Below are 17,773 nucleotides of genomic sequence, written 5' to 3' on the forward strand. Positions count from 1 at the left end.
AAACAGCGTGGCAGGCGTACGGCGCCGCGATCGGCATGGTCGCGGCCTTCGTGGCCCTCTGACGCCCCCGCGGACGCCGGTCAGCCGCACGCGGGCGGAACGCTTCGATGATCTTGTGCGGGACGAGGTGCGCAGGCTGGGGCGCCGCTGGGGGCGTGAGCTGGCCCAGGTGGAGTTCACGGTCGAGGAGGTTCCGGCGGTCGAGCCGTGGTTCGACGGTCCGGTCCCGCTGGGGCAGACGCGGCCGGGGACGGGTGGGCGGCCGGTGCGCATCGTGATCTTCAGGCGTCCGGTGGAGGCCCGCGCGTCGGGGGAGCGGGAGACGGGGCGGCTGGTCCGCGACCTGCTGGTGGAGGAGGTCGCCGACCTGCTGGGGTTGTCGCCGGAGTCGGTGGATCCCAGTTACGACTCGCCGGACGATTAGCCCTTCAGGGGGTTATGGCGGTTTGGGTGTCGCCTACGGGCGGCAGGTGGACGGTGGTACGCGCCGGGTTTATGGGCAGGGCTGTGATGAGGGCGGTGTCGCCCTTGCCCGTGGAGAGCGTCCGTACGGCGTGGACAGGTCCCGAGCCTGGTTGGGGGACGATGACGACGCCGTAGCCCTTCTCGGCGGCCGTGAGCTTGACCTCCACGGTGCGGTCCGAGGGCACCTTGATGGTCTTGGGCGTGCTCTGGGGTCCGAGGGGTGTGATCCGTACGGTGGCGTCGCCGCGGGGGGCGGTGAGGGCGATGGTGGTGTCGAACCGGTTGTCGGAGACGACGCCGAAGCCGCCGGGGGTGAGGGGCGGGGTGGAGGTGCCGTAGGCGATGTCGGCCCCGCGTTGCGCGCTGAAGCCGGCCACGATGGGACGGTCGGACAGGAGCCGCACGGCGGCGGGTTTGCCGGTGAGGGCGCGGTCGAGGTCGAGGGTGGTGACGGTGCCCGCGGGCGCGTCCAGGGTGTCCTGGCCTTGGGGGGCGAACGTGCCGGTGGACGTGATCACCTGGAGTCGGATGGCGGCGTCCTCCTGGCCCGGTACCGCGACGAGCAGGCTGCGACGCCCGTTGCCGCCGGGGAGGCCCGGGACGATGAGCGAGGCCGCGGGCCCGGGGGATACGGGGAGCCATTCGACGCCCTTGCCGTCGCCGATCCGTACGCGGACGGACGCGGCGATGCGTCCGGTCGTGGCGCGGACCCGTAGTGACAGGTCGGAGGCCGTCTTGACGATCTCGCCCAGGCCCTCAGGGGACTTCCCCAGGCTCACCACTTTGGTGCTGTAGGGGGGTACCGGGATGCCGCGCCCATCGGGGGTGTCGAGCGGTCCTTCCCCGGAGAGGGCGGTGATGTCCACGGCGGCGGGTTCGGCGTCCACGTTGGTCAGGTGGACGTCGATGCTCTCTGCGGCGGTGGGTCCCGGCCCTAAGAACCACAGGTCGGTCCCTGGACGCGCACAGCGCAGCCCTGCCAGCCCACGGTCGTCGCCCTTCGGCCAGTGGGTGGTCTGTTCGGCCTCCAGGCCCGCGGCCATCGCGCCGGAGGCACGCACGGTGTAGGAGTCCTTGACGTCGCTGAGGTCCTTCGTCCACAGGCCGCCGGGGGTGGTGAGGGATCCGACACCGAGGCCGTTGGGCGTCTGCACGACGTCGGCGCGTCCCGGGGTACGGGCCTTCACCTTGAGGAGGTTCGGGGAGGCCCCCTGGACGCTCAGTCGTGCGTTCTCGCGGCCTGGGCACACCGATACGGCGGATGCGAGGGGGTCGTCCACGCCGCTGCCGAAGGCTTCGGCGGTCGCCTCGGGACGTGAGAGGGACGCCGCGCCGTAGAGGGCGGCGAGCGCGAGCAGGACGAGCGCGGCCGTGACGTAGCGCAGCCCGAGGAGGCGGACGATCCTTTCCAGGTTCACGAGCGCTCCTCGGAGGCGACCGCGACCTCGTCCTCATCTGCCAAGGCTTCCTCGACGGTCTCTTTGGAGGGTTCGGGGATGTCCGCGGCGGGACGGGGGTCGTGGTGGATACGGGCGCGCAACGCGTCCGTGCCACGTCCGGCACCGACCGCGGCACGGCGGGCGAGGCTTCCCGCAACCACCCGGGCCCGTTGCCCACGCCTGCGCCCATGCCGCCCAGCGCGCCCCGTTCGGCCGGAGGACGCGGCGGGCGCGGCCTCGGGAGGGGCCCCGGGGAGCGCGAGGACCACGACCAGGAGTAAGGCCACGCCCTGAACGGTCACCCAGATGTGCCGCAGCCACATGGACCGCGACAGCTCGAACAGGCCGCCGCGCGCCGGAATCTCGTACCCCTGGGCCCAGCCGTCCATCGTCCGGGACCCGACCTCGCGGCCGTCCAGCCCGGCGCGCCAGCCGCCGTCGGCGGGCTCGGTCAGCAGCAGGGTGCGGGTCGCCGAGCCGGGCGGGATCCGGACCCGCGCGGAGATCCCGTCGGGCGACGTGGCCTCCAGCGGGGTCACGGTCCCGCCGTCCAGCAGCATGAGGCGCCCGGTGGGCGACGGCAGCCGCCACAGGCCGAACGTGCCGGTGCGGCTGAGCCGGGTCAGTTCGGGCGTGGCGTCCAGGACGCGTGTCAGGGGGTCCCGCGCGGGACGGGGCACCAGGATGTACTGGACGCCCATCCGGATCAGCGCCCGCCCGTCGCCCGCGCGTCCCCCGGCCAGACCGGCGACGTGCCCGTCCAGGCGGCGGCGCACGTCCTCGCTCATGGGCGTCTCGGCCTCGCCCAGCATCGGGCGGGTACCGCGCAGCATCGTGTACGCGACCCTGCCGGTGGGCTCGCTGCGCATGACAAGGGTGCGCTCCCCCACCGACCCATGGACGAAGGCGGGGACGGCGTCGGGGTCGGTACGGCCGAGGGGGCCGCCCGCACCTGCGACCACCCACGCTCCGGCGGCGAGGACCGGGGTGCTCACCGCGGCCGCCACGATGAGGCCACCGGCGATCCGGTACGTCAGGTGCCGTGTCGTGAGGACGTCCACGGCGCGCCGTACGACGGCGGTCGCGGCCAGCAGCACCCCGGAGCCGGCCAGGAGCATCGCCACGCCGGGCCAGACGGCGGCGCGGTCGGCGCCCTCGGTGACGGTGGCCATGCTGGTCACGATCGCCACCATCAGCCCGAAGATCGCCAGCAGCCATCCGGTGAGCGCGAGCGTCCGGCGGCCGCGCAGCGCCAGCGCGCACAGGGCGACCAGCAGCAGCCCGTACAGCGTCCAGCGGGCCGGGGTGCCGGGGCCGCCCGGGTCGAGCGCCAGCAGGTCGCGGGCGGACGCGGCGGGCGTGACCGGGACGTGCAGCCCCGCCTCCAGCAGGAACCGGCTGGGATGCAGCAGCAGTCCCACCGTCCAGGGCAGGAGCAGCAGCGGCGGTACGGCCAGCGCGATGATCAGGTTGCGCCGGTCGCGGACGGCGCCGGGGCCGTCGCCGAGCTGCCCGAACAGCGCCCACATCAGCACGCCGGCGACCAGCGCGAGCGGCCAGATCAGCGGGACGAACGCCATCGCGGCCGTGAGCAGCAGCGCGACCGTCCACGCCGCGCGCCCCGTCAGTTGCAGGTCCGCCCGGTCCCGTACGCGTCCGCGCCCGGCGCGCCCGCCTCCCCGGCGCGGCAGCCCGAACATCCGGGCCGCCTGGACGGCCAGCAGCGGCAGCAGCACGATCACCACGGCCGTGCCGAGGCGTCCGCCCGCGATCGCGCCCGTCGATACGGGCAGGAGCGCGTAGACGGCGGCGAACCAGGCGCGCACCACCGGCACGGGGATCCGCGGGCCGCCCGCCGCCGCACGGCGCCCCTTCCGCGGCGACTCCACGATCAGGACCCGGGCGGCCAGGTACGCGGTGAACCCCGCCAGCGGCACGCTGCCGAGCAGCAGGATCGACACCACCAGCCACGGCTTGCCGAGCATCAGCGTGGACAGCGCCGCCAGCACCGCGATGTACGGGGGACTCCCGGCGTCGGAGCCGGCGCCGACCGGGTGCCAGCCGGACAGGTACTGGGCCCACAGGTCGCTCGCCCCGCCCCAGGCGGGGACCAGCGCGCCGCCGCCGAGCCGTCCCGCCGCGGTGATCAGGGAACGCTCGGCGGCCACGGAAACGGCGCACAGCCCCAGCATCAGCAGGACGACGGGACGGGCGAGCAGGCGCCGCAGCGGGCCGGGTCCCTCGTCGGCGAACTCGTCGTCCTCCGCGTCGTGGCGGCGGGACGCGGCACGGGCGGCGAGCCGGTTCGCGACCGCCTCGAACACCCGGCGCAGCGCGACACGGCGCGGCTGGAAGCGCCGCATGCTGTGGTAGACGCGGTTGCGGCCTTCGGCGCGAGCGGCACGGGCCTGGCGCATCCGGACCGGGTGGCGCAACACGTCACCCAGCGCGGCCAGCTCGTCCCGCGCGGCCTCCTTGCGCTTGACCGCGAGGAGGTACAGGACGCGGTGGAGGGTCGTCCAGACGTTGCGTACGAGGGCACGCGGTATCACGCGCAGCGGCAGGTTGGCCAGCAGGGCGTAGAGCGCGTTGCGGCGGTCGCGGCGGCGGCGCGACTCGGTGCTCATGCCGATCTCTCGGATGCCGCGCCAGGACGCCTCGGCGTGGTAGAGCACCGCGTCGCTGACCACGACCACCCGGTGCCCGGCCGCGTGCGCCCGCCAGCAGAAGTCGATGTCCTCGCGGAACAGCCCGAACTCGACGTCGAAGCCGCCGAGCCGCTCCCACACGTCCCGCCGCACCAGCATGCCCGCGCTGGAGACGGCCATCACGTCGCGCAGCCCGTCGTGCTGTCCCTGGTCGAACTCGCGGCGGTCGAGGCCGGTCTCGCGGCGGGCCGCGCCGTCCATGGCCACGCCGACCTCGCGGAGCGTCCGCCGGTCGTCCCAGTCGCGGAGCTTGGCGCCCAGCACGGCGGCGTTCGGATCGGAGTCGGCGACGCGCAGCAGCAACGCCAGGGCGTCCTGGGCGGGCGCGGAGTCGTCGTGCAGCAGCCAGACCCACTCGACGCGCTCGTCCTCGGGCACGTCGTCGGGCAGCGGGACGTCGAGCCGCGCGGCGGGATGCCGGAGGGCCTCGGCGACCGCCTCGCCGTACCCGGTGGTGCGGGGCAGGGTCAGCACGTTGCCGGCGCCGACCACCTCGGTGAGCACGGCGGGACCCCGGTCCGCGCTTCCGGTGTCAACCGTGACCACGCGTTGCACCGGGCGGGTCTGGGTCAGCAGCGCCTTCAGCGTCTCGGGCAGCCATCGCGCGCCGTCGTGGGCGACGAGGACCGCCGTGACGACATGGCGATCGAGAGTGGGCGACACGGGTCCGCTCGATCTGTGTTCCTGGACGGGGGGTGAACGATAGCGGGTGAGCGAGGGGGCGGGGGGCACATCCGATCAGAACGGATGGTGAGGGGCCGGGAACCGGAACAGCCGTGCCGGCCTCCCCGGCCGGCACGGCTGCCACCAGTACGCGTGACTACGCGTGACACTGTACGCGCGGCCGGGCCGGCCCGCCCCCGATCCGGTGGATCGGGACGGACCGGCCCGGCCGGTCGCCGCCGTCCGGCCGCGTGGTACGGGCCGGACGAACGGCCTGGTCAGACGGCCTGACGCTTCAGCTTGCGGCGTTCACGCTCGGACAGGCCGCCCCAGATTCCGAAGCGTTCGTCGTGCTGCAGCGCGTACTCCAAGCACTCCGCCCGTACCTCGCATGCCCGGCACACCTTCTTGGCCTCGCGAGTGGAGCCGCCCTTCTCCGGAAAGAATGCCTCCGGGTCCGTCTGCGCGCACAGGGCGCGCTCCTGCCAGCCCAACTCTTCACCGTCTGTGCCGTGCGCCAGCGGGATCACTACCTCGCTCACAGCGCACCTCCTAGCCCGTGGAGCCCCCTGGTCAATGCCTTCCCTCAGCTCCATCCCCCGAGAAGGCATAGAACTACACGCAGGAAATTACACGCGTGTGGCGCCCGCCCCGTCAAGCGGAACGAGTTTCCAGGGGGACAAACGCGACTAATTCGCGCTATGGCGGCCGGGTCTTTGGCCGAGATCATCGAAGATCCGTTAATCGCGTGTTACCGCGCCCGCGTTACCTCAGTGTGAAGGCCGGGTTGAAGGCCCGGTAGAGGGCTCACAGACCGAAGGGCCGGGTGGAGAAACCGTCACCACCGTCACTGCGGCGGGGGCGGACGGTTGTCGCGGTACCAGTCGCCGCCCTCGTCACGCTGCTCCCCCGACTGGCCGGAACCCGAGTCGCCGCCGGAACCGCCGTATGCGCGGGTCCATTCGCCGATGCCCTCTTCCTCCTGGGCGGGCTGCTGGTAACCGCCCTGGCCGTACTGCTGGCCCGCCTGCCCCTCCTGGGGCTGCTGCGGCTGCCCGTATTGGGGCTGGCCGTACTGCGGCTGCCCGTACTGGTCCTGCCCATAGCCGGGCTGGGCGGCGCCCTGCCGGTTCTCGGGAGCGGCCTGCTGGTACGGCTGCGCCTGGTAGCCCTGCTGCGCGTACGGCTGCTGCCCGTACTGCTGCTGCGGCTGCGGCTGGCCGAACTGCGGCTGGCCCTGCTGGTAGCCGGGGTACGCGCCCGGGGGCACCTGCCCGGGTCCCTGCGGGCGAACCGGCTGCATGAGCTGGAACACGGTGAACAGGAACCAGCCGGTGACACCGATCACCGCGAGCCGCGCCGCGCCGTACAGGAACACCGCGAGCTTCTGCCCGCCGCCCGCAAAGTCGGAGTCGACCAGCAGCGAGGAGAACCAGCACACCACGCCGAACAGCGCGATGCCGCCGAGCACGCCCAGCGCGCCCATGACGATGGTGCGGGCCTGGCGGGTCGGGGCGGGCCCGAGCGCGACCAGCGCCACCGCCAGCGCGAGCAGCCCGACCACGGCGGCCTGGGTGAAGAACCCGCCGGTGATCTCCGCGAACGCCCTGTACTTGAACCCGCCGCCGTCGGCGGCTCCGCCACCGGCGAGGAGCGCGATGAGCCCGGCGAGCAGTTGCAGCCCCGCAGAGGCGAGCAGGACCCAGGCGACCGGTTCGCGCAGGCGCTGCACGGCGTCCTTGTTCACGGCGGCATCTCTCCAATTGGTCCAGACGATGGGGTTCCGATCCAAAGCTTGGCACATCCGGGCGCCCGGCCGGTACCGGCTCACGAGGCGCCATAGGCTGACGTGCATGAGGAAAGAGGACGCATGAGGATCGTTGCCCTGGCCGGGGGCATCGGCGGGGCGCGGTTCCTGCGGGGGCTGCGCGCGGCCGCTCCCGAGGCCGAGATCACCGTGATCGGCAACACCGGGGACGACATCTCCCTGTTCGGCCTGCGGGTGTGCCCCGACCTGGACACGGTGATGTACACCCTCGGCGGCGGCATCAACGAGGAGCAGGGCTGGGGGCGGGCGGACGAGTCGTTCACCGTCAAGGAGGAGCTGCTCGCCTACGGGGTGGGGCCGAGCTGGTTCGGCCTGGGCGATCGCGACTTCGCCACCCACATCGTCCGGACGCAGATGCTGGCCGCGGGCTACCCCCTCTCGGCGGTCACCGAGGCGCTGTGCGACCGGTGGAAGCCGGGCGTCCGGCTGATCCCCATGACCGACGACCAGGTCGAGACCCACGTGGTGATCGACGATCCCGAACGCGGCCGGCGCGCGGTGCACTTCCAGGAGTGGTGGGTGCGGATGCGCGCGTCCGTCCCGGCCGAGTCGATCGCGGCGGTGGGCGCGGAGGACGCCAAGCCGGCGCCGGGCGTCCTGGACGCGGTCAGGGAGGCGGACGCCGTGTTGTTCCCGCCGTCCAACCCGGTGGTGAGCATCGGAACGATCCTGTCCGTCCCCGGCATCCGGGAGGCGGTCGCGGCCAAGACCGTGGTCGGCGTGTCGCCGATCATCGGGGGCGCTCCGGTGCGGGGCATGGCCGACGCCTGCCTGACCGCGATCGGCGTGGAGACCTCGGCCCGCGCCGTCGCCGAGCACTACGGGCCCGATCTGCTGGACGGCTGGCTGGTGGACGAGGCCGACGCGGCGACGGCGGAGGAGGGGATCGAGGGCATGGCCGTCCGTTCCCGCCCGCTGCTGATGAGCGATCCTGAGTCGACCGCCGCCATCGCCCGCGCCGCCCTCGACCTCGCCCTGGAGCTGAAGCGGTGAGGGTCGAGATCTTCGGGATCCCCGGGCTGCCCGAGATCCGGGAGGGCGACGACATCGCGGGGCTGCTGCCGGCGGGCCTGCTGGCGGACGGCGACATCGTGGTGATCACGTCCAAGATCGTCAGCAAGGCGGAGGGCCGGGTGCTGGTCGCCGCCGACCGGGAGAAGGCGATCGACGCCGAGACGGTGCGGGTGGTCGCGCGGCGGACGCACGCGCGCGGCGAGACCCGGATCGTCGAGACGCGGCAGGGCCTGGTGCTGGCCGCCGCCGGGGTGGACGCGTCCAACACCGAGCCCGGCACCGTGCTGCTCCTGCCGGAGGACCCGGACGCCTCGGCCCGCCGGATCCGCGCGCGCCTGCGCGAGCGGACCGGCCTGAACGTGGCGGTGCTGCTGTCCGACACGCTGGGACGGCCCTGGCGGATGGGGCTGACCGACAACGCGATCGGGGCCGCCGGGCTGCCCGCCTTGCAGGACTTGCGGGGCCGCGACGACGCGTACGGCAACCGGCTGGAGGCGACGATCACGGCGCTGGCCGACGAGGTCGCCTCGGCCGCCGAACTGGTCAAGGGCAAGCTGGACGGGGTGCCCGTCGCCGTGGTGCGGGGCCTGGGCTCGCTGGTCACCGAGGACGACGGCCCCGGCGCGCGGGAGCTGGTGCGCCCCGCCGACGAGGACATGTTCCGGTACGGGTCGGCCGAGGTGCTGCACGCGCGGCGGACGATCCGGGAGTTCACCGGCGAGCCGGTGGACCCCGCGGCGGTCCGGCGGGCCGTGGCGGCGGCGATCACCGCGCCGGCGCCGCACCACACCACGCCGTGGCGGTTCGTCCTGCTGGAGTCCGCGGAGTCGCGGACGCGCCTGCTGGACGCGATGCGCGACGCCTGGGAGGCGGACCTGCGGCGGGACGGCTTCTCCGAGGAGTCGATCGCCAGGCGGCTGCGCCGCGGTGAGGTGCTCCGCCGCGCTCCGTACCTGGTGGTGCCGTGCCTGGTCATGGACGGCTCGCACGCCTATCCCGACGCGCGGCGCGCCGGCGCCGAGCGCGAGATGTTCGTGGTGGCCATGGGCGCGGGGGTGGAGAACCTGCTGGTCGCACTGGCCGTGGAGGGGCTGGGCTCGTGCTGGGTGTCGAGCACGATGTTCTGCCGCGACGTCGTCCGCGACGTCCTGGACCTGCCGGACGACTGGGACCCGATGGGCGCCGTGGGCGTCGGCCATGCCGCCGCGCCGCCGCGTTCCCGTCCGCCCCGCGAACCGGACGCGTTCATCGAGGTGCGCTGACGCGCCGTGCCCGGGAAACCCCGGAATTCACGGTGGATTTCTTCGGGACCGGACGCCGGGACGTTGAATATCGCACCCGAAAAGGGCCGGGCGGAGAAACCGCCCGGCCCCGTTCATCCGGCCCTCAGGTGGCGACCAGCGGAAGGCTCGTCCGGCCGTTTCCGGAAAGGTTCTTCCCGAATTGGCCGACGCCGTCGGTGCGGCGGGACGCCTCCAGCCGCTCGGCGGGCACCTCACCGTACGTGGTGGTGCGCTGCCGGGCGGGACGGCCGGCCGCGGCGGCGATCGCCTCCAGCGAGCTGATCGTCTTGAACGAGCCGTTCTCCGAGCCCGCCATCCGGCTGATCGTCTCCTCCATCAGCGTCCCGCCGAGGTCGTTGACGCCGCCGCGCAGCACCCGGACGCACAGCTCGTCGCCCAGCTTCACCCAGGAGGTCTGGATGTTGGGGATGGCGCCGTGCAGCAGGATCCGCGCGAGCGCGTGCACGGCGAGGTTCTCCCGGACGGTGGGACCGGGACGTGCCAGCCCGGCCAGGTAGATCGGCGAGTTGTGGTGAACGAACGGCAGCAGCACGAACTCGGTGAACCCGCCCGTCCGCTCCTGGATGGAGCGCAGCAGCTTGAGGTGGGCCACCCAGTGCGCGGGCGTGTCGACGTGCCCGTACATCATCGTGGACGTGGTCGGGATGCCCAGCTCGTGCGCGGTGGTGACGACCTCGATCCACTGGTCGGCGGGCAGCTTGCCCTTGGTGAGCACCCAGCGCACGTCGTCGTCCAGGATCTCGGCGGCGGTGCCGGGGAGGGAGTCGACGCCCGCCTCCTTCGCGGCCTGCAACCACTCGCGGATGGACAGGTCGGTGCGGCTGGCGCCGTTGACGACCTCCATCGGGCTGTAGGAGTGCAGGTGGATGTCCGGCGCGCGCCGCTTCACCTCGCGGGCCAGGTCGAAGTAGGCGGTGCCGGGCAGGTCGGGATGGATGCCTCCCTGCATGCAGACCTCGGTGGCGCCGGCCTCCCACGCCTCGTCCACCCGGTCCCCCACCTGTGACAGGGACAGGGTGTAGGCGTCGGCGTCGGTGCGGCGCTGCGCGAACGCGCAGAACCGGCAGCCGGTGTAGCAGACGTTGGTGAAGTTGATGTTGCGGGTGACGACGTAGGTGACGTCGTCCCCGACCGCCTCGCGGCGCAGGTCGTCGGCGATCCGCATGAGGGCGTCGAGTTCGGGACCGGCGGCGTGCAGCAGCGCGAGGGCCTCGTCGTCGGACAGCCCGGCCGGGTCCTTCTCCGCCGACGCGAGCGCGGCCTTCACGTCCGCGTCGAAGCGCGCGGGCGCGCTCATCCTCTCGCGCAGCGCGTCCCAGTCGCCGTAGACGGAGTCGAAGTCCTCGCGGCGGTCGGTGGTGCGCCCGGTGGTGTCGATCTCGACGTGCAGCTCGGTACGGCCCGTGCCGCCGAACGACTCGTAGCCGCCGACGCCACCCGGGGCGCTCTCCGAACCGGGCTCCTGCCACGGGCGTCCCTCGACGACGGCGTCCTCCCGGGCCAGGCCGGTCTCGGGGTCGGCCAGGGCGGCGACGTGCGCGGCGAGGCGCGGGTCGAGCCAGGGCTCGCCGCGCTTGACGTACTCGGGGTAGATCGTGAGCCGTTCCCGCAAGGTGAAGCCCTGCTCGGCGGTGCGGGCGGCCAGCTCGTCGATCTGCGGCCAGGGGCGTTCCGGGTTGACGTGGTCGGGGGTCAGCGGCGACACGCCGCCCCAGTCGTCGATCCCCGCCCGCAGCATCAGCGCGTACTGGTCGTCCACCAGGTTCGGCGGCGCCTGGACGCGCGCCTTCGGCCCCAGCACCAGCCGGGTCACGGCGATCGTCGCGGCCAGTTCCTCCAACTCGGCGTCCGGGGTGTCGCGCATCTTGGTGTCGGGCTTGGCGCGGAAGTTCTGGACGATCACCTCCTGGATCGCGCCGTACTCCCGCATCGTCCTGCGGATCGCGAAGATCGCCTCGGCCCGCTCGCGCGCCGTCTCCCCGATGCCGATGAGGATGCCGGTGGTGAACGGGACGTTGGTGCGGCCCGCGTCCTCCAGCACCCGGAGCCGCACGGCGGGGTCCTTGTCCGGCGACCCGAAGTGCGGGCCGCCCTTCTCGGTGAACAGCCGGGTCGCGGTCGTCTCCAGCATCATCCCCATCGAGGGCGACACCGGCTTGAGCCGCTGGAAGTCACGCCACCCCAGCACGCCCGGGTTGAGGTGCGGCAGCAGTCCCGTCTCCTCCAGCACGCGCACGGCCATCGCCCGCACGTACGAGAGCGTGTCGTCGTAGCCGTGCGCGTCCAGCCACTCCCGCGCCTGCCTCCACCGGTCCTCGGGACGGTCGCCGAGGGTGAACAGCGCCTCCTTGCACCCGAGCGCCGCGCCCTGCCGCGCGATCTCCAGTACCTCGTCCGGGCTGAGGAACGGCGACTCCAGCCGATGCGGGACGGTCGCGAACGTGCAGTAGCCACAGCGGTCCCGGCACAGCCGGGTGAGCGGGATGAAGACCTTGCGGCTGTAGGTGATGACGCCGGGACGGCCCGCCGCCTCCAGCCCCGCGTCCCGGGTCCGCGCGGCGTAATTCAGCAGGTCGTCAAGCTGCTCGCCGCGTGCGTGCAGCAGAGTGGTGGCCTCGTCCAGATCCAGTGTCTTGCCGTCGCGCGCCCTGGCCAGCGCCCGCCGGAGGGCGCTCTCGGTCACGCCGCCCCCGCTCATGGCCTCGCCTCCGCTCGGCGGCTCGCGACCGCCTCACTCGAAGTGCTCATGAAGCGCACTCTATGCCAAGCGTCATAGAAAATCCGAGGGGCGAAGGCCACGAACTACGCGATCAGGAACATTCGGCACAGCCGCCGCACGGCCGAATCTATTCCCCCTCGGGCACTCCGCGCACGAGGAGGGGGAGGCGGGCGGCCAGCGCGTCGGCCGAGGCGCGCAGGGCGTCCAGGACCGCGCGGACGGACGGCCGCACCTCGGCGCCCACCCTCGTCCACATCACCATGCGACGCTCGACACTGGCCTCGGCGAGGTCGACCGGCACGACACCGACCTCCCTCTCCGCGACCGCCAGATAGGGCAGCAACGCGGCGGCCCGCGCCCGCGCCACCATCGTCAGGACCACCAGGACGTCGTTGGACCGGTACCGCACCTGCGGCCGGAACCCGCCCAGCTCGACGCAGGTGCGTTCGAGCAGGTCGGCGAGGTTGGTGCCCGCGCGGCTCGTCGCCCAGGCGCGACCGGCCAGAGCGGCCATCGACACCGGCCCGGTCCCGGCCAGCGGATCGTCCTCCGCGAGCACGAGCCGCATCGGCTCGGTGATCAGCACCTCGGCGGCCAGTTCGGGACGGTGCGGGCGGGGCAGGTGGCTGTACTCGTCGGTCAGCACGACATCGATCTCGGCCATCACCAGCGCTTGCAGCACCCGGTGGAACTCCTCGTCCAGGACGTCCACCACCAGCTCCGGATACGCCTCCGCCAGCCGCGGCAGCGCGGGGGCGAGCACGTGCAGCAGCGCCGTCTGGAAGCCGACCAGCCGTACCACGCCCGCGACCCGGCCGCTGGCGGCCAGCGTCTCCTCCTCCGCACGCTGCGCCTGAGCCAGCAGCGTCTCGGCGTGACCGGCCAGCGTCTCCCCCGCCGCGGTCAGCCGCAACCGGCGCCCAACCCGTTCGACCAGCTCGACACCGGCGTCCTTCTGCAACTGGGCGAGCTGCTGCGACACCGCGGACGGGCTGTAGCCCAGGGCGTCCGCGGCGGCGCCCACCGTGCCGCGCAGCTTGAGCTCGCGCAACATCCGTAACCTGCCGAGATCCAACATTGTGAAGCGATTCTTACACGAATCCTGCAGTAACTGTCGCTGGACCTGAATGATTCAGCGAACGAGAATGACGTCACCGCGGTCAGTGAAGGGCCCCTGGCCAGGGCTCACCCCAACCGTTCCCACCGCAAGGACACCATCATGTGGATCATCCTCCTCCTCGTCGCCCTGGCCGTCCTCGGACCGCTGTTCGGCACCGACACCCGCGACGGCCTCGACTGGAAGCCCGGCCACTTCTGGCGGCGGCCCACGCACCGCTACGACGACATCCCTCCCGTAGGCGGCAAGCACGTCTCAGTGCACGATGCTTCGGCGCACGGTGGCGTCAGAAGCTCCGGTAGTCACGAACGGGAAGACGCGGTCCCCGGCGCGGCGGCGCCGCGCCGCCCAGTTCGAGCAGCCTGGTGACCCGGTGCCGGTGACCCGCGTACGGGGCGAGCAGTTCCAGCATCCCGGCGTCGTCCACCTTCCGCCCGGCCAGCGACCAGCCCACCAGCCCCGGCAGGTTGTAGTCACCGACGGAGACGGCGTCGGCGTCGCCGACGGCCCGCTGCCGGATCTCCGCCGCCGTCCACACGCCGATCCCCGGCAGCGAACGCAGCCGGGGCTCGGCCGCGTCCTCCTCCAGCCGGTCCGCGACCCGCGCGGCCCCGATGATCGTCCTGGCCCGGACCGGCTCGGCGCCGGACCTGTGCCACTCCCACGACGGGATCCCGACCCACACCTCGGGCGGCGGCGGCACCCGCAGCGCCGGATTGCCCGGGGCGGGACGCCCGAACCGGCGCAGCAGGTACGACCAGGCACGGAACGCCTCCAAGCCGAGGACCTTCTGCTCCAGCACCGCGGGGACCAGGGCCTCGAAGACGCGGCCGGTCCGCCCGATCCGCAGCCCGGGATGGCGCGCCGCCGCCTCCCGGACGACCGGATGCCGTGGCTCGAACTCCTCGGGGACGTCCCGCGCCCCCAGCAGGTCCGGGACCCCCTCCAGCAGCCAGTCCGCGCCCGGCCCCCAGGCGGCGGCCTCGACGACGTGCCCGCGCGCCCGCAGCCGCAGCGTCCCGGGGCCCTCCGGGGTGTACGAGGCACGCCAGATCGTCCCGTCCCGCTCGATCCGGAACGCCGGGTCCCGCCGCCCGCGCCGGTGCGGCAGCAGCGTCAGCCCTAGATCGACCACGAACCCCGGCTCCCACAACCGCACGCGCGGCGCGCCGTTGCCGGACCCGGCGGAGAGCTCGCCGGCGGCGGCCGCCTCAGGCATCCGCGGAGAACCGCACCGCCGTGGCGGGCAGCTCGACCTCGGGCCAGACGCGCAGACCGCCCCGCAGCTCGTTGCCGGGACCGACCACCGCGCCGTCGCCGAGGACGACACCGTCCAGCACCGCCCCGGGGCCGACCCTCGCGTCGTGGCCCAGCACCGAGTCGCGCACGGTGGCGCCCTCCGCCACGAACGCCCCGTCCAGCAGGACGCTGCCCGTCACCGTCGCGCCGGGCTCCACGACCGCGCCGCGCCCCACCGTCGTGCCGCCGCCGACCGCGGCGCCCTCCCTCACGTCGGCCCCTTCGAGGACCAGCAGCTCGCCGGGCGGGCCGGGCATGGCGGACGACTCCAGCCGGCCCAGCACCAGATCGCGGGAGCCTTGGACGAACGCCTGCGGGGTGCCCACGTCCAGCCAGTACTCCGACTCCACGTAGCCCATCACGACCGCGCCGGAGGCGATCATCTCGGGGAAGGTCTCGCGCTCGACCGACACGACCCGTCCGGGCGGGATGGCGTCGATCGCGTCGCGCCTGAAGACGTAGCAGCCCGCGTTGATCTGGTCGGTGACCGGATCCGGGGTCTTCTCCAGGAACGCGGTGACCCGGCCCCGCCCGTCGGTGGGCACGCAGCCGAAGCGGGACGGGTCCTCCACGGGCGTCAGGTGCAGCGTCGCCGCGGCCCCGGCCTTCTCGTGCAGCGCCACCTGGGACACCACGTCGTGGCCCGACAGGATGTCGCCGTTGAGGACCAGGACGGGCTCGTGGGAGCCGCAGGTGAGGGCGCGTGCCGCGTTCCGGATGGCGCCGCCGGTGCCGAGCGGCTCGTCCTCGCACGCGTAGACCAGGTCGACGCCGTAGGCGCGGTCGCCGAACGCGGCCTCGAACATCCCCGCGCGGTAGGACGTGGCGAACACGATGCGCTTCACGCCCGCCGCCTTGGCGCGCGCCAACTGGTGGGCCAGGAAGGGGACACCCGCCGTGGGAAGGAGGGGCTTCGGGGTGGAGATGGTCAACGGCCGCAGGCGGGTGCCCTGTCCGCCGACCAACAGGATCGCTTCCAAGAGGCTCCTTCCACGACTTCGACGACGGCCGGTCCTCGCCCCGGCCTCCTCGGCTGGAAACGGTCCGGCAGAGCCTACTGGCAACGAATGAACAACCGGGCGCTACCTGCACGGTCGGCTATCCGACACGGCCCTTTTCACCCCGGGGTGGCGTACTTGGCCACGGCCCGCTCGTACGACATCAGGTGCGCCTCGGCGGAGGCGTGCCAACTGAAGCCCTGCGAACGTTCGTAGGCGGCGTCGGCCAGGGCGGCACGCCGGTCCGGGTCCTCGATCAGGGCCTCCAGGGCGGCGGCGATGGACGACGCGTCCGGCTCCGTGTACGCGACGGCGTCCCCGCCGACCTCGGGCAGGGGACCGCGGCGCGTGGTGAGGACGGGCGCGCCGCAGGACATCGCCTCCAGCACGGGAAGCCCGAAGCCCTCGCCCCTGCTCGGCAGCGCCACCGCCAGCGCGCCGCCGAAGAACCCGGGCAGCGCGGGCCACGGCAGGTAACCGGGGCGCACCACGTTCAGCTCCAAGGGGACGGTGGACAGCGCCGCGTCGACCTCGTCGTCCCATCCGCCGCTGCCCGCCAGCACGAGCGCGGGCGGGTCGGGGTAGTCGGAGCAGGCCCGCACCCACCCCCTGATGAGGTTGGGCACGTTCTTGCGCGGCTCCAGCGCGCCCAGGTAGGCGACGTACGGGTGGCCGTGCAGGCCCAGCCGGTCGGAGACCCGCTTGACCTCGTCCGCGGACGGGCGGTGGAACACCTCGTGGTCCACGCCGTGGTAGGCCACGTCGATGCACGCGGGGTCGGCGCCCAGCAGCCGCACCAGCTCGTCCCTGGTGGCACGGGACGGGGCGATCAGCCGGGTCGCGCGGCGGGCCGCCGTGCGGGTCGCCGACTTGATGTAGGTGGTGCGCACCGGGTCGTGCACCTCGGGCTCGGCGAACAGCGTCACGTCGTGGATGGTCACCACGGTGGGACGGCCCGCCTGGATGGGGATCGTGTACGTCGGCAGGTGGATCACGTCCGCGTTCACCTGCCGCGCCACGTACGGCAGCCCGGACTGCTCCCAGGACAGCCTGGTCGCCCGGTGCGCCAGCGCGGCCGGGCCCTTGACGATCTGGGCCTGTGGCGCGAGCGTGCCGTACCGTTCCTCGTCCGCGCGCTGGCACGCCACGGCGAGGTCGGCCCCGAGCTCGTGCAGGGCCCGCAGCAGACCGTCGACGTACCGTCCCAACGCCCCGCGATCGGCGGGCACCGCGGTGGCGTCGAGCAGAATCCGAGGTGCCAAAGGTCCACCCCTATCCGGGCTTGGTGTTCTCTCTGGGGGCGGACCCCCAGTCCCCCAGGGCTACCGCCCGAAGGCCGGTGGAGTGAAAGGGGCTCACTCCCCCGTCCACCCCGAGCCTACGCCGAACAGGGCCGAACGTGAGCAACGCCACCCACTTCCTGGCGTAGCGCAACCCAGGTGAAACATTTCGTTGGGCTGGGCGTGGACCGGACGGTGACGATCAGTCACGCTTGCGGGCGCGGATCAGCACGATGCTGCCGCGCTCGTTGGGCGCCCTGCGGTCGGTCATGGCCACCAGCGGGATCAGCGGCGCCGCCGCGTTGAAGCCGACCTTGCCTCCGTACGCCGACAGCGACAGGTACAGCCGCTCGGCCGCGGCGGTGCGGAACTGGTAGGAATGCTCGATCACGTCGAGCCCCCGCACGTCCATCAGCTTGCCCAGGCTCTCGTGGGTGTAGGTGTGCTGGACGTGGTACTTGGCCTTGTGCGCGTCGCGCAGCTTCGGCCAGGCGTCGGCGCGGCTCAGCACGTCGGCGGACATGAAGATCTCGCCGCCCGGCCTGAGCACGCGGGCCATCTCGTCCAGGGACCTGCCACCGTCGTCGAAGTGCTCGATGGCGCAGACCGACAGGATCGCGTCGAACGAGCCGTCCGCGAACGGCAGCCGCAGCGCGTCGCATTCGATCAGCGCGGGCGCGTGGGCCAGCGTCCTGCCGTACTCCATCTTGCTGCGCATCAGGTCGATCGAGACGGCCTCGGCGCCGCGCCTGCGCGCCCGCCCGGCCCAGTAGCCGTCGCCGCCCGCCACGTCCAGGACGCGCTTGCCGGTCAGGTCCGGCCCCATCCAGTCGAGCAGCGTCCCGGCCTCGCGGTACCGGCACACGTGTACCTGGTGCCCCATGAAGGCGACCACATCGGAAATACTCATCCCGCCCAACTCTAGGGCGCCGTCAGCCC

Annotated in this window: 13 protein-coding genes; 3 read left to right on the forward strand and 10 right to left on the reverse strand. The window is 73.1% G+C overall.

The features are described from left to right. Positions 1-7: 7 nt before the first annotated feature. Positions 8-424: a metallopeptidase family protein gene (locus tag QSK21_RS06730; protein ID WP_285694411.1), complete on the forward strand. Its 417-nt coding sequence runs from the start codon at positions 8-10 to the stop codon at positions 422-424. 4 nt (positions 425-428) lie between these two features. Here the strand turns inward: QSK21_RS06730 and QSK21_RS06735 are convergent, their stop codons facing one another. The 4 genes from QSK21_RS06735 to QSK21_RS06750 all read right to left on the reverse strand — a co-directional run bounded on the left by QSK21_RS06735 (position 429) and on the right by QSK21_RS06750 (position 7,022). Further along, positions 429-1,883: a DUF5719 family protein gene (locus QSK21_RS06735; RefSeq protein WP_285694412.1), complete on the reverse strand. Its 1,455-nt coding sequence runs from the start codon at positions 1,881-1,883 to the stop codon at positions 429-431. Continuing rightward, entirely contained in the window at positions 1,880-5,275 is a 3,396-nt protein-coding gene (locus tag QSK21_RS06740) for a glycosyltransferase family 2 protein (RefSeq protein ID WP_285694413.1), read from the reverse strand. The genes QSK21_RS06735 and QSK21_RS06740 overlap by 4 nt, the downstream gene beginning before the upstream one ends. A 278-nt stretch (positions 5,276-5,553) precedes the next feature. Continuing rightward, the gene (locus QSK21_RS06745; RefSeq protein ID WP_067487041.1) at positions 5,554-5,817 is read right to left on the reverse strand and encodes a WhiB family transcriptional regulator; all 264 of its coding nucleotides are present in this window, start codon (positions 5,815-5,817) and stop codon (positions 5,554-5,556) included. A 305-nt stretch (positions 5,818-6,122) separates the two neighbouring features. Continuing rightward, positions 6,123-7,022 carry a hypothetical protein gene (locus QSK21_RS06750; protein WP_285694415.1) on the reverse strand — a complete coding sequence of 300 codons (900 nt, stop codon included), beginning with the start codon at positions 7,020-7,022 and terminating at the stop codon, positions 6,123-6,125. 123 nt (positions 7,023-7,145) lie between these two features. Between QSK21_RS06750 and cofD the strand changes: the two genes are divergently transcribed. Beyond that, positions 7,146-8,096: a 2-phospho-L-lactate transferase gene (gene cofD / locus QSK21_RS06755; protein ID WP_285694417.1), complete on the forward strand. Its 951-nt coding sequence runs from the start codon at positions 7,146-7,148 to the stop codon at positions 8,094-8,096. Beyond that, positions 8,093-9,379, forward strand: coding sequence for a coenzyme F420-0:L-glutamate ligase (locus tag QSK21_RS06760; protein ID WP_285694418.1), 1,287 nt, complete (start codon positions 8,093-8,095; stop codon positions 9,377-9,379). Before cofD ends, QSK21_RS06760 begins: the two co-directional genes overlap by 4 nt. Positions 9,380-9,503: 124 nt before the next feature. Here QSK21_RS06760 and QSK21_RS06765 read toward each other — a convergent pair whose 3' ends face one another. From QSK21_RS06765 to QSK21_RS06790, 6 genes are all read right to left on the reverse strand, one after another. Continuing rightward, on the reverse strand, positions 9,504-12,119 hold the full coding sequence (locus tag QSK21_RS06765; protein ID WP_285694419.1) for a bifunctional FO biosynthesis protein CofGH: 2,616 nt from the start codon (positions 12,117-12,119) through the stop codon (positions 9,504-9,506). Positions 12,120-12,267: 148 nt separating this feature from the next. Next, entirely contained in the window at positions 12,268-13,194 is a 927-nt protein-coding gene (locus QSK21_RS06770; protein WP_285694420.1) for a LysR family transcriptional regulator, read from the reverse strand. A 349-nt stretch (positions 13,195-13,543) separates the two neighbouring features. Beyond that, positions 13,544-14,476 (reverse strand): DNA-3-methyladenine glycosylase family protein, encoded by a 933-nt coding sequence (locus QSK21_RS06775; protein WP_285694421.1) that lies wholly within the window; start codon positions 14,474-14,476, stop codon positions 13,544-13,546. Beyond that, a complete protein-coding gene (gene manB / locus QSK21_RS06780; RefSeq protein WP_285694422.1) occupies positions 14,469-15,536 on the reverse strand; it encodes a mannose-1-phosphate guanylyltransferase in 1,068 nt (355 codons plus the stop codon). The genes QSK21_RS06775 and manB overlap by 8 nt, the downstream gene beginning before the upstream one ends. Before the next feature lie 137 nt (positions 15,537-15,673). After that, entirely contained in the window at positions 15,674-16,816 is a 1,143-nt protein-coding gene (locus tag QSK21_RS06785) for a glycosyltransferase family 4 protein (protein WP_285694423.1), read from the reverse strand. A gap of 220 nt (positions 16,817-17,036) precedes the next feature. Next, positions 17,037-17,744, reverse strand: coding sequence for a class I SAM-dependent methyltransferase (locus QSK21_RS06790; protein WP_285694424.1), 708 nt, complete (start codon positions 17,742-17,744; stop codon positions 17,037-17,039). Positions 17,745-17,773 lie beyond the last annotated feature (29 nt).

Origin of the sequence: Actinomadura sp. NBRC 104412, from assembly GCF_030269515.1 — a bacterium.
Classification (GTDB): Bacteria; Actinomycetota; Actinomycetes; order Streptosporangiales; family Streptosporangiaceae; genus Spirillospora.

What these genes read in the sequence shown, in the direction of transcription:
- cofD (WP_285694417.1), top strand. Translation starts at nt 7,146, where the DNA reads ATGAGGATCGTTGCCCTGGCCGGGGGCATCGGCGGGGCGCGGTTCCTG.
- QSK21_RS06765 (WP_285694419.1), bottom strand. Translation starts at nt 12,119, where the DNA reads ATGAGCGGGGGCGGCGTGACCGAGAGCGCCCTCCGGCGGGCGCTGGCC.
- QSK21_RS06770 (WP_285694420.1), bottom strand. Translation starts at nt 13,194, where the DNA reads ATGTTGCGCGAGCTCAAGCTGCGCGGCACGGTGGGCGCCGCCGCGGAC.
- QSK21_RS06775 (WP_285694421.1), bottom strand. Translation starts at nt 14,476, where the DNA reads ATGCCTGAGGCGGCCGCCGCCGGCGAGCTCTCCGCCGGGTCCGGCAAC.
- QSK21_RS06790 (WP_285694424.1), bottom strand. Translation starts at nt 17,744, where the DNA reads ATGAGTATTTCCGATGTGGTCGCCTTCATGGGGCACCAGGTACACGTG.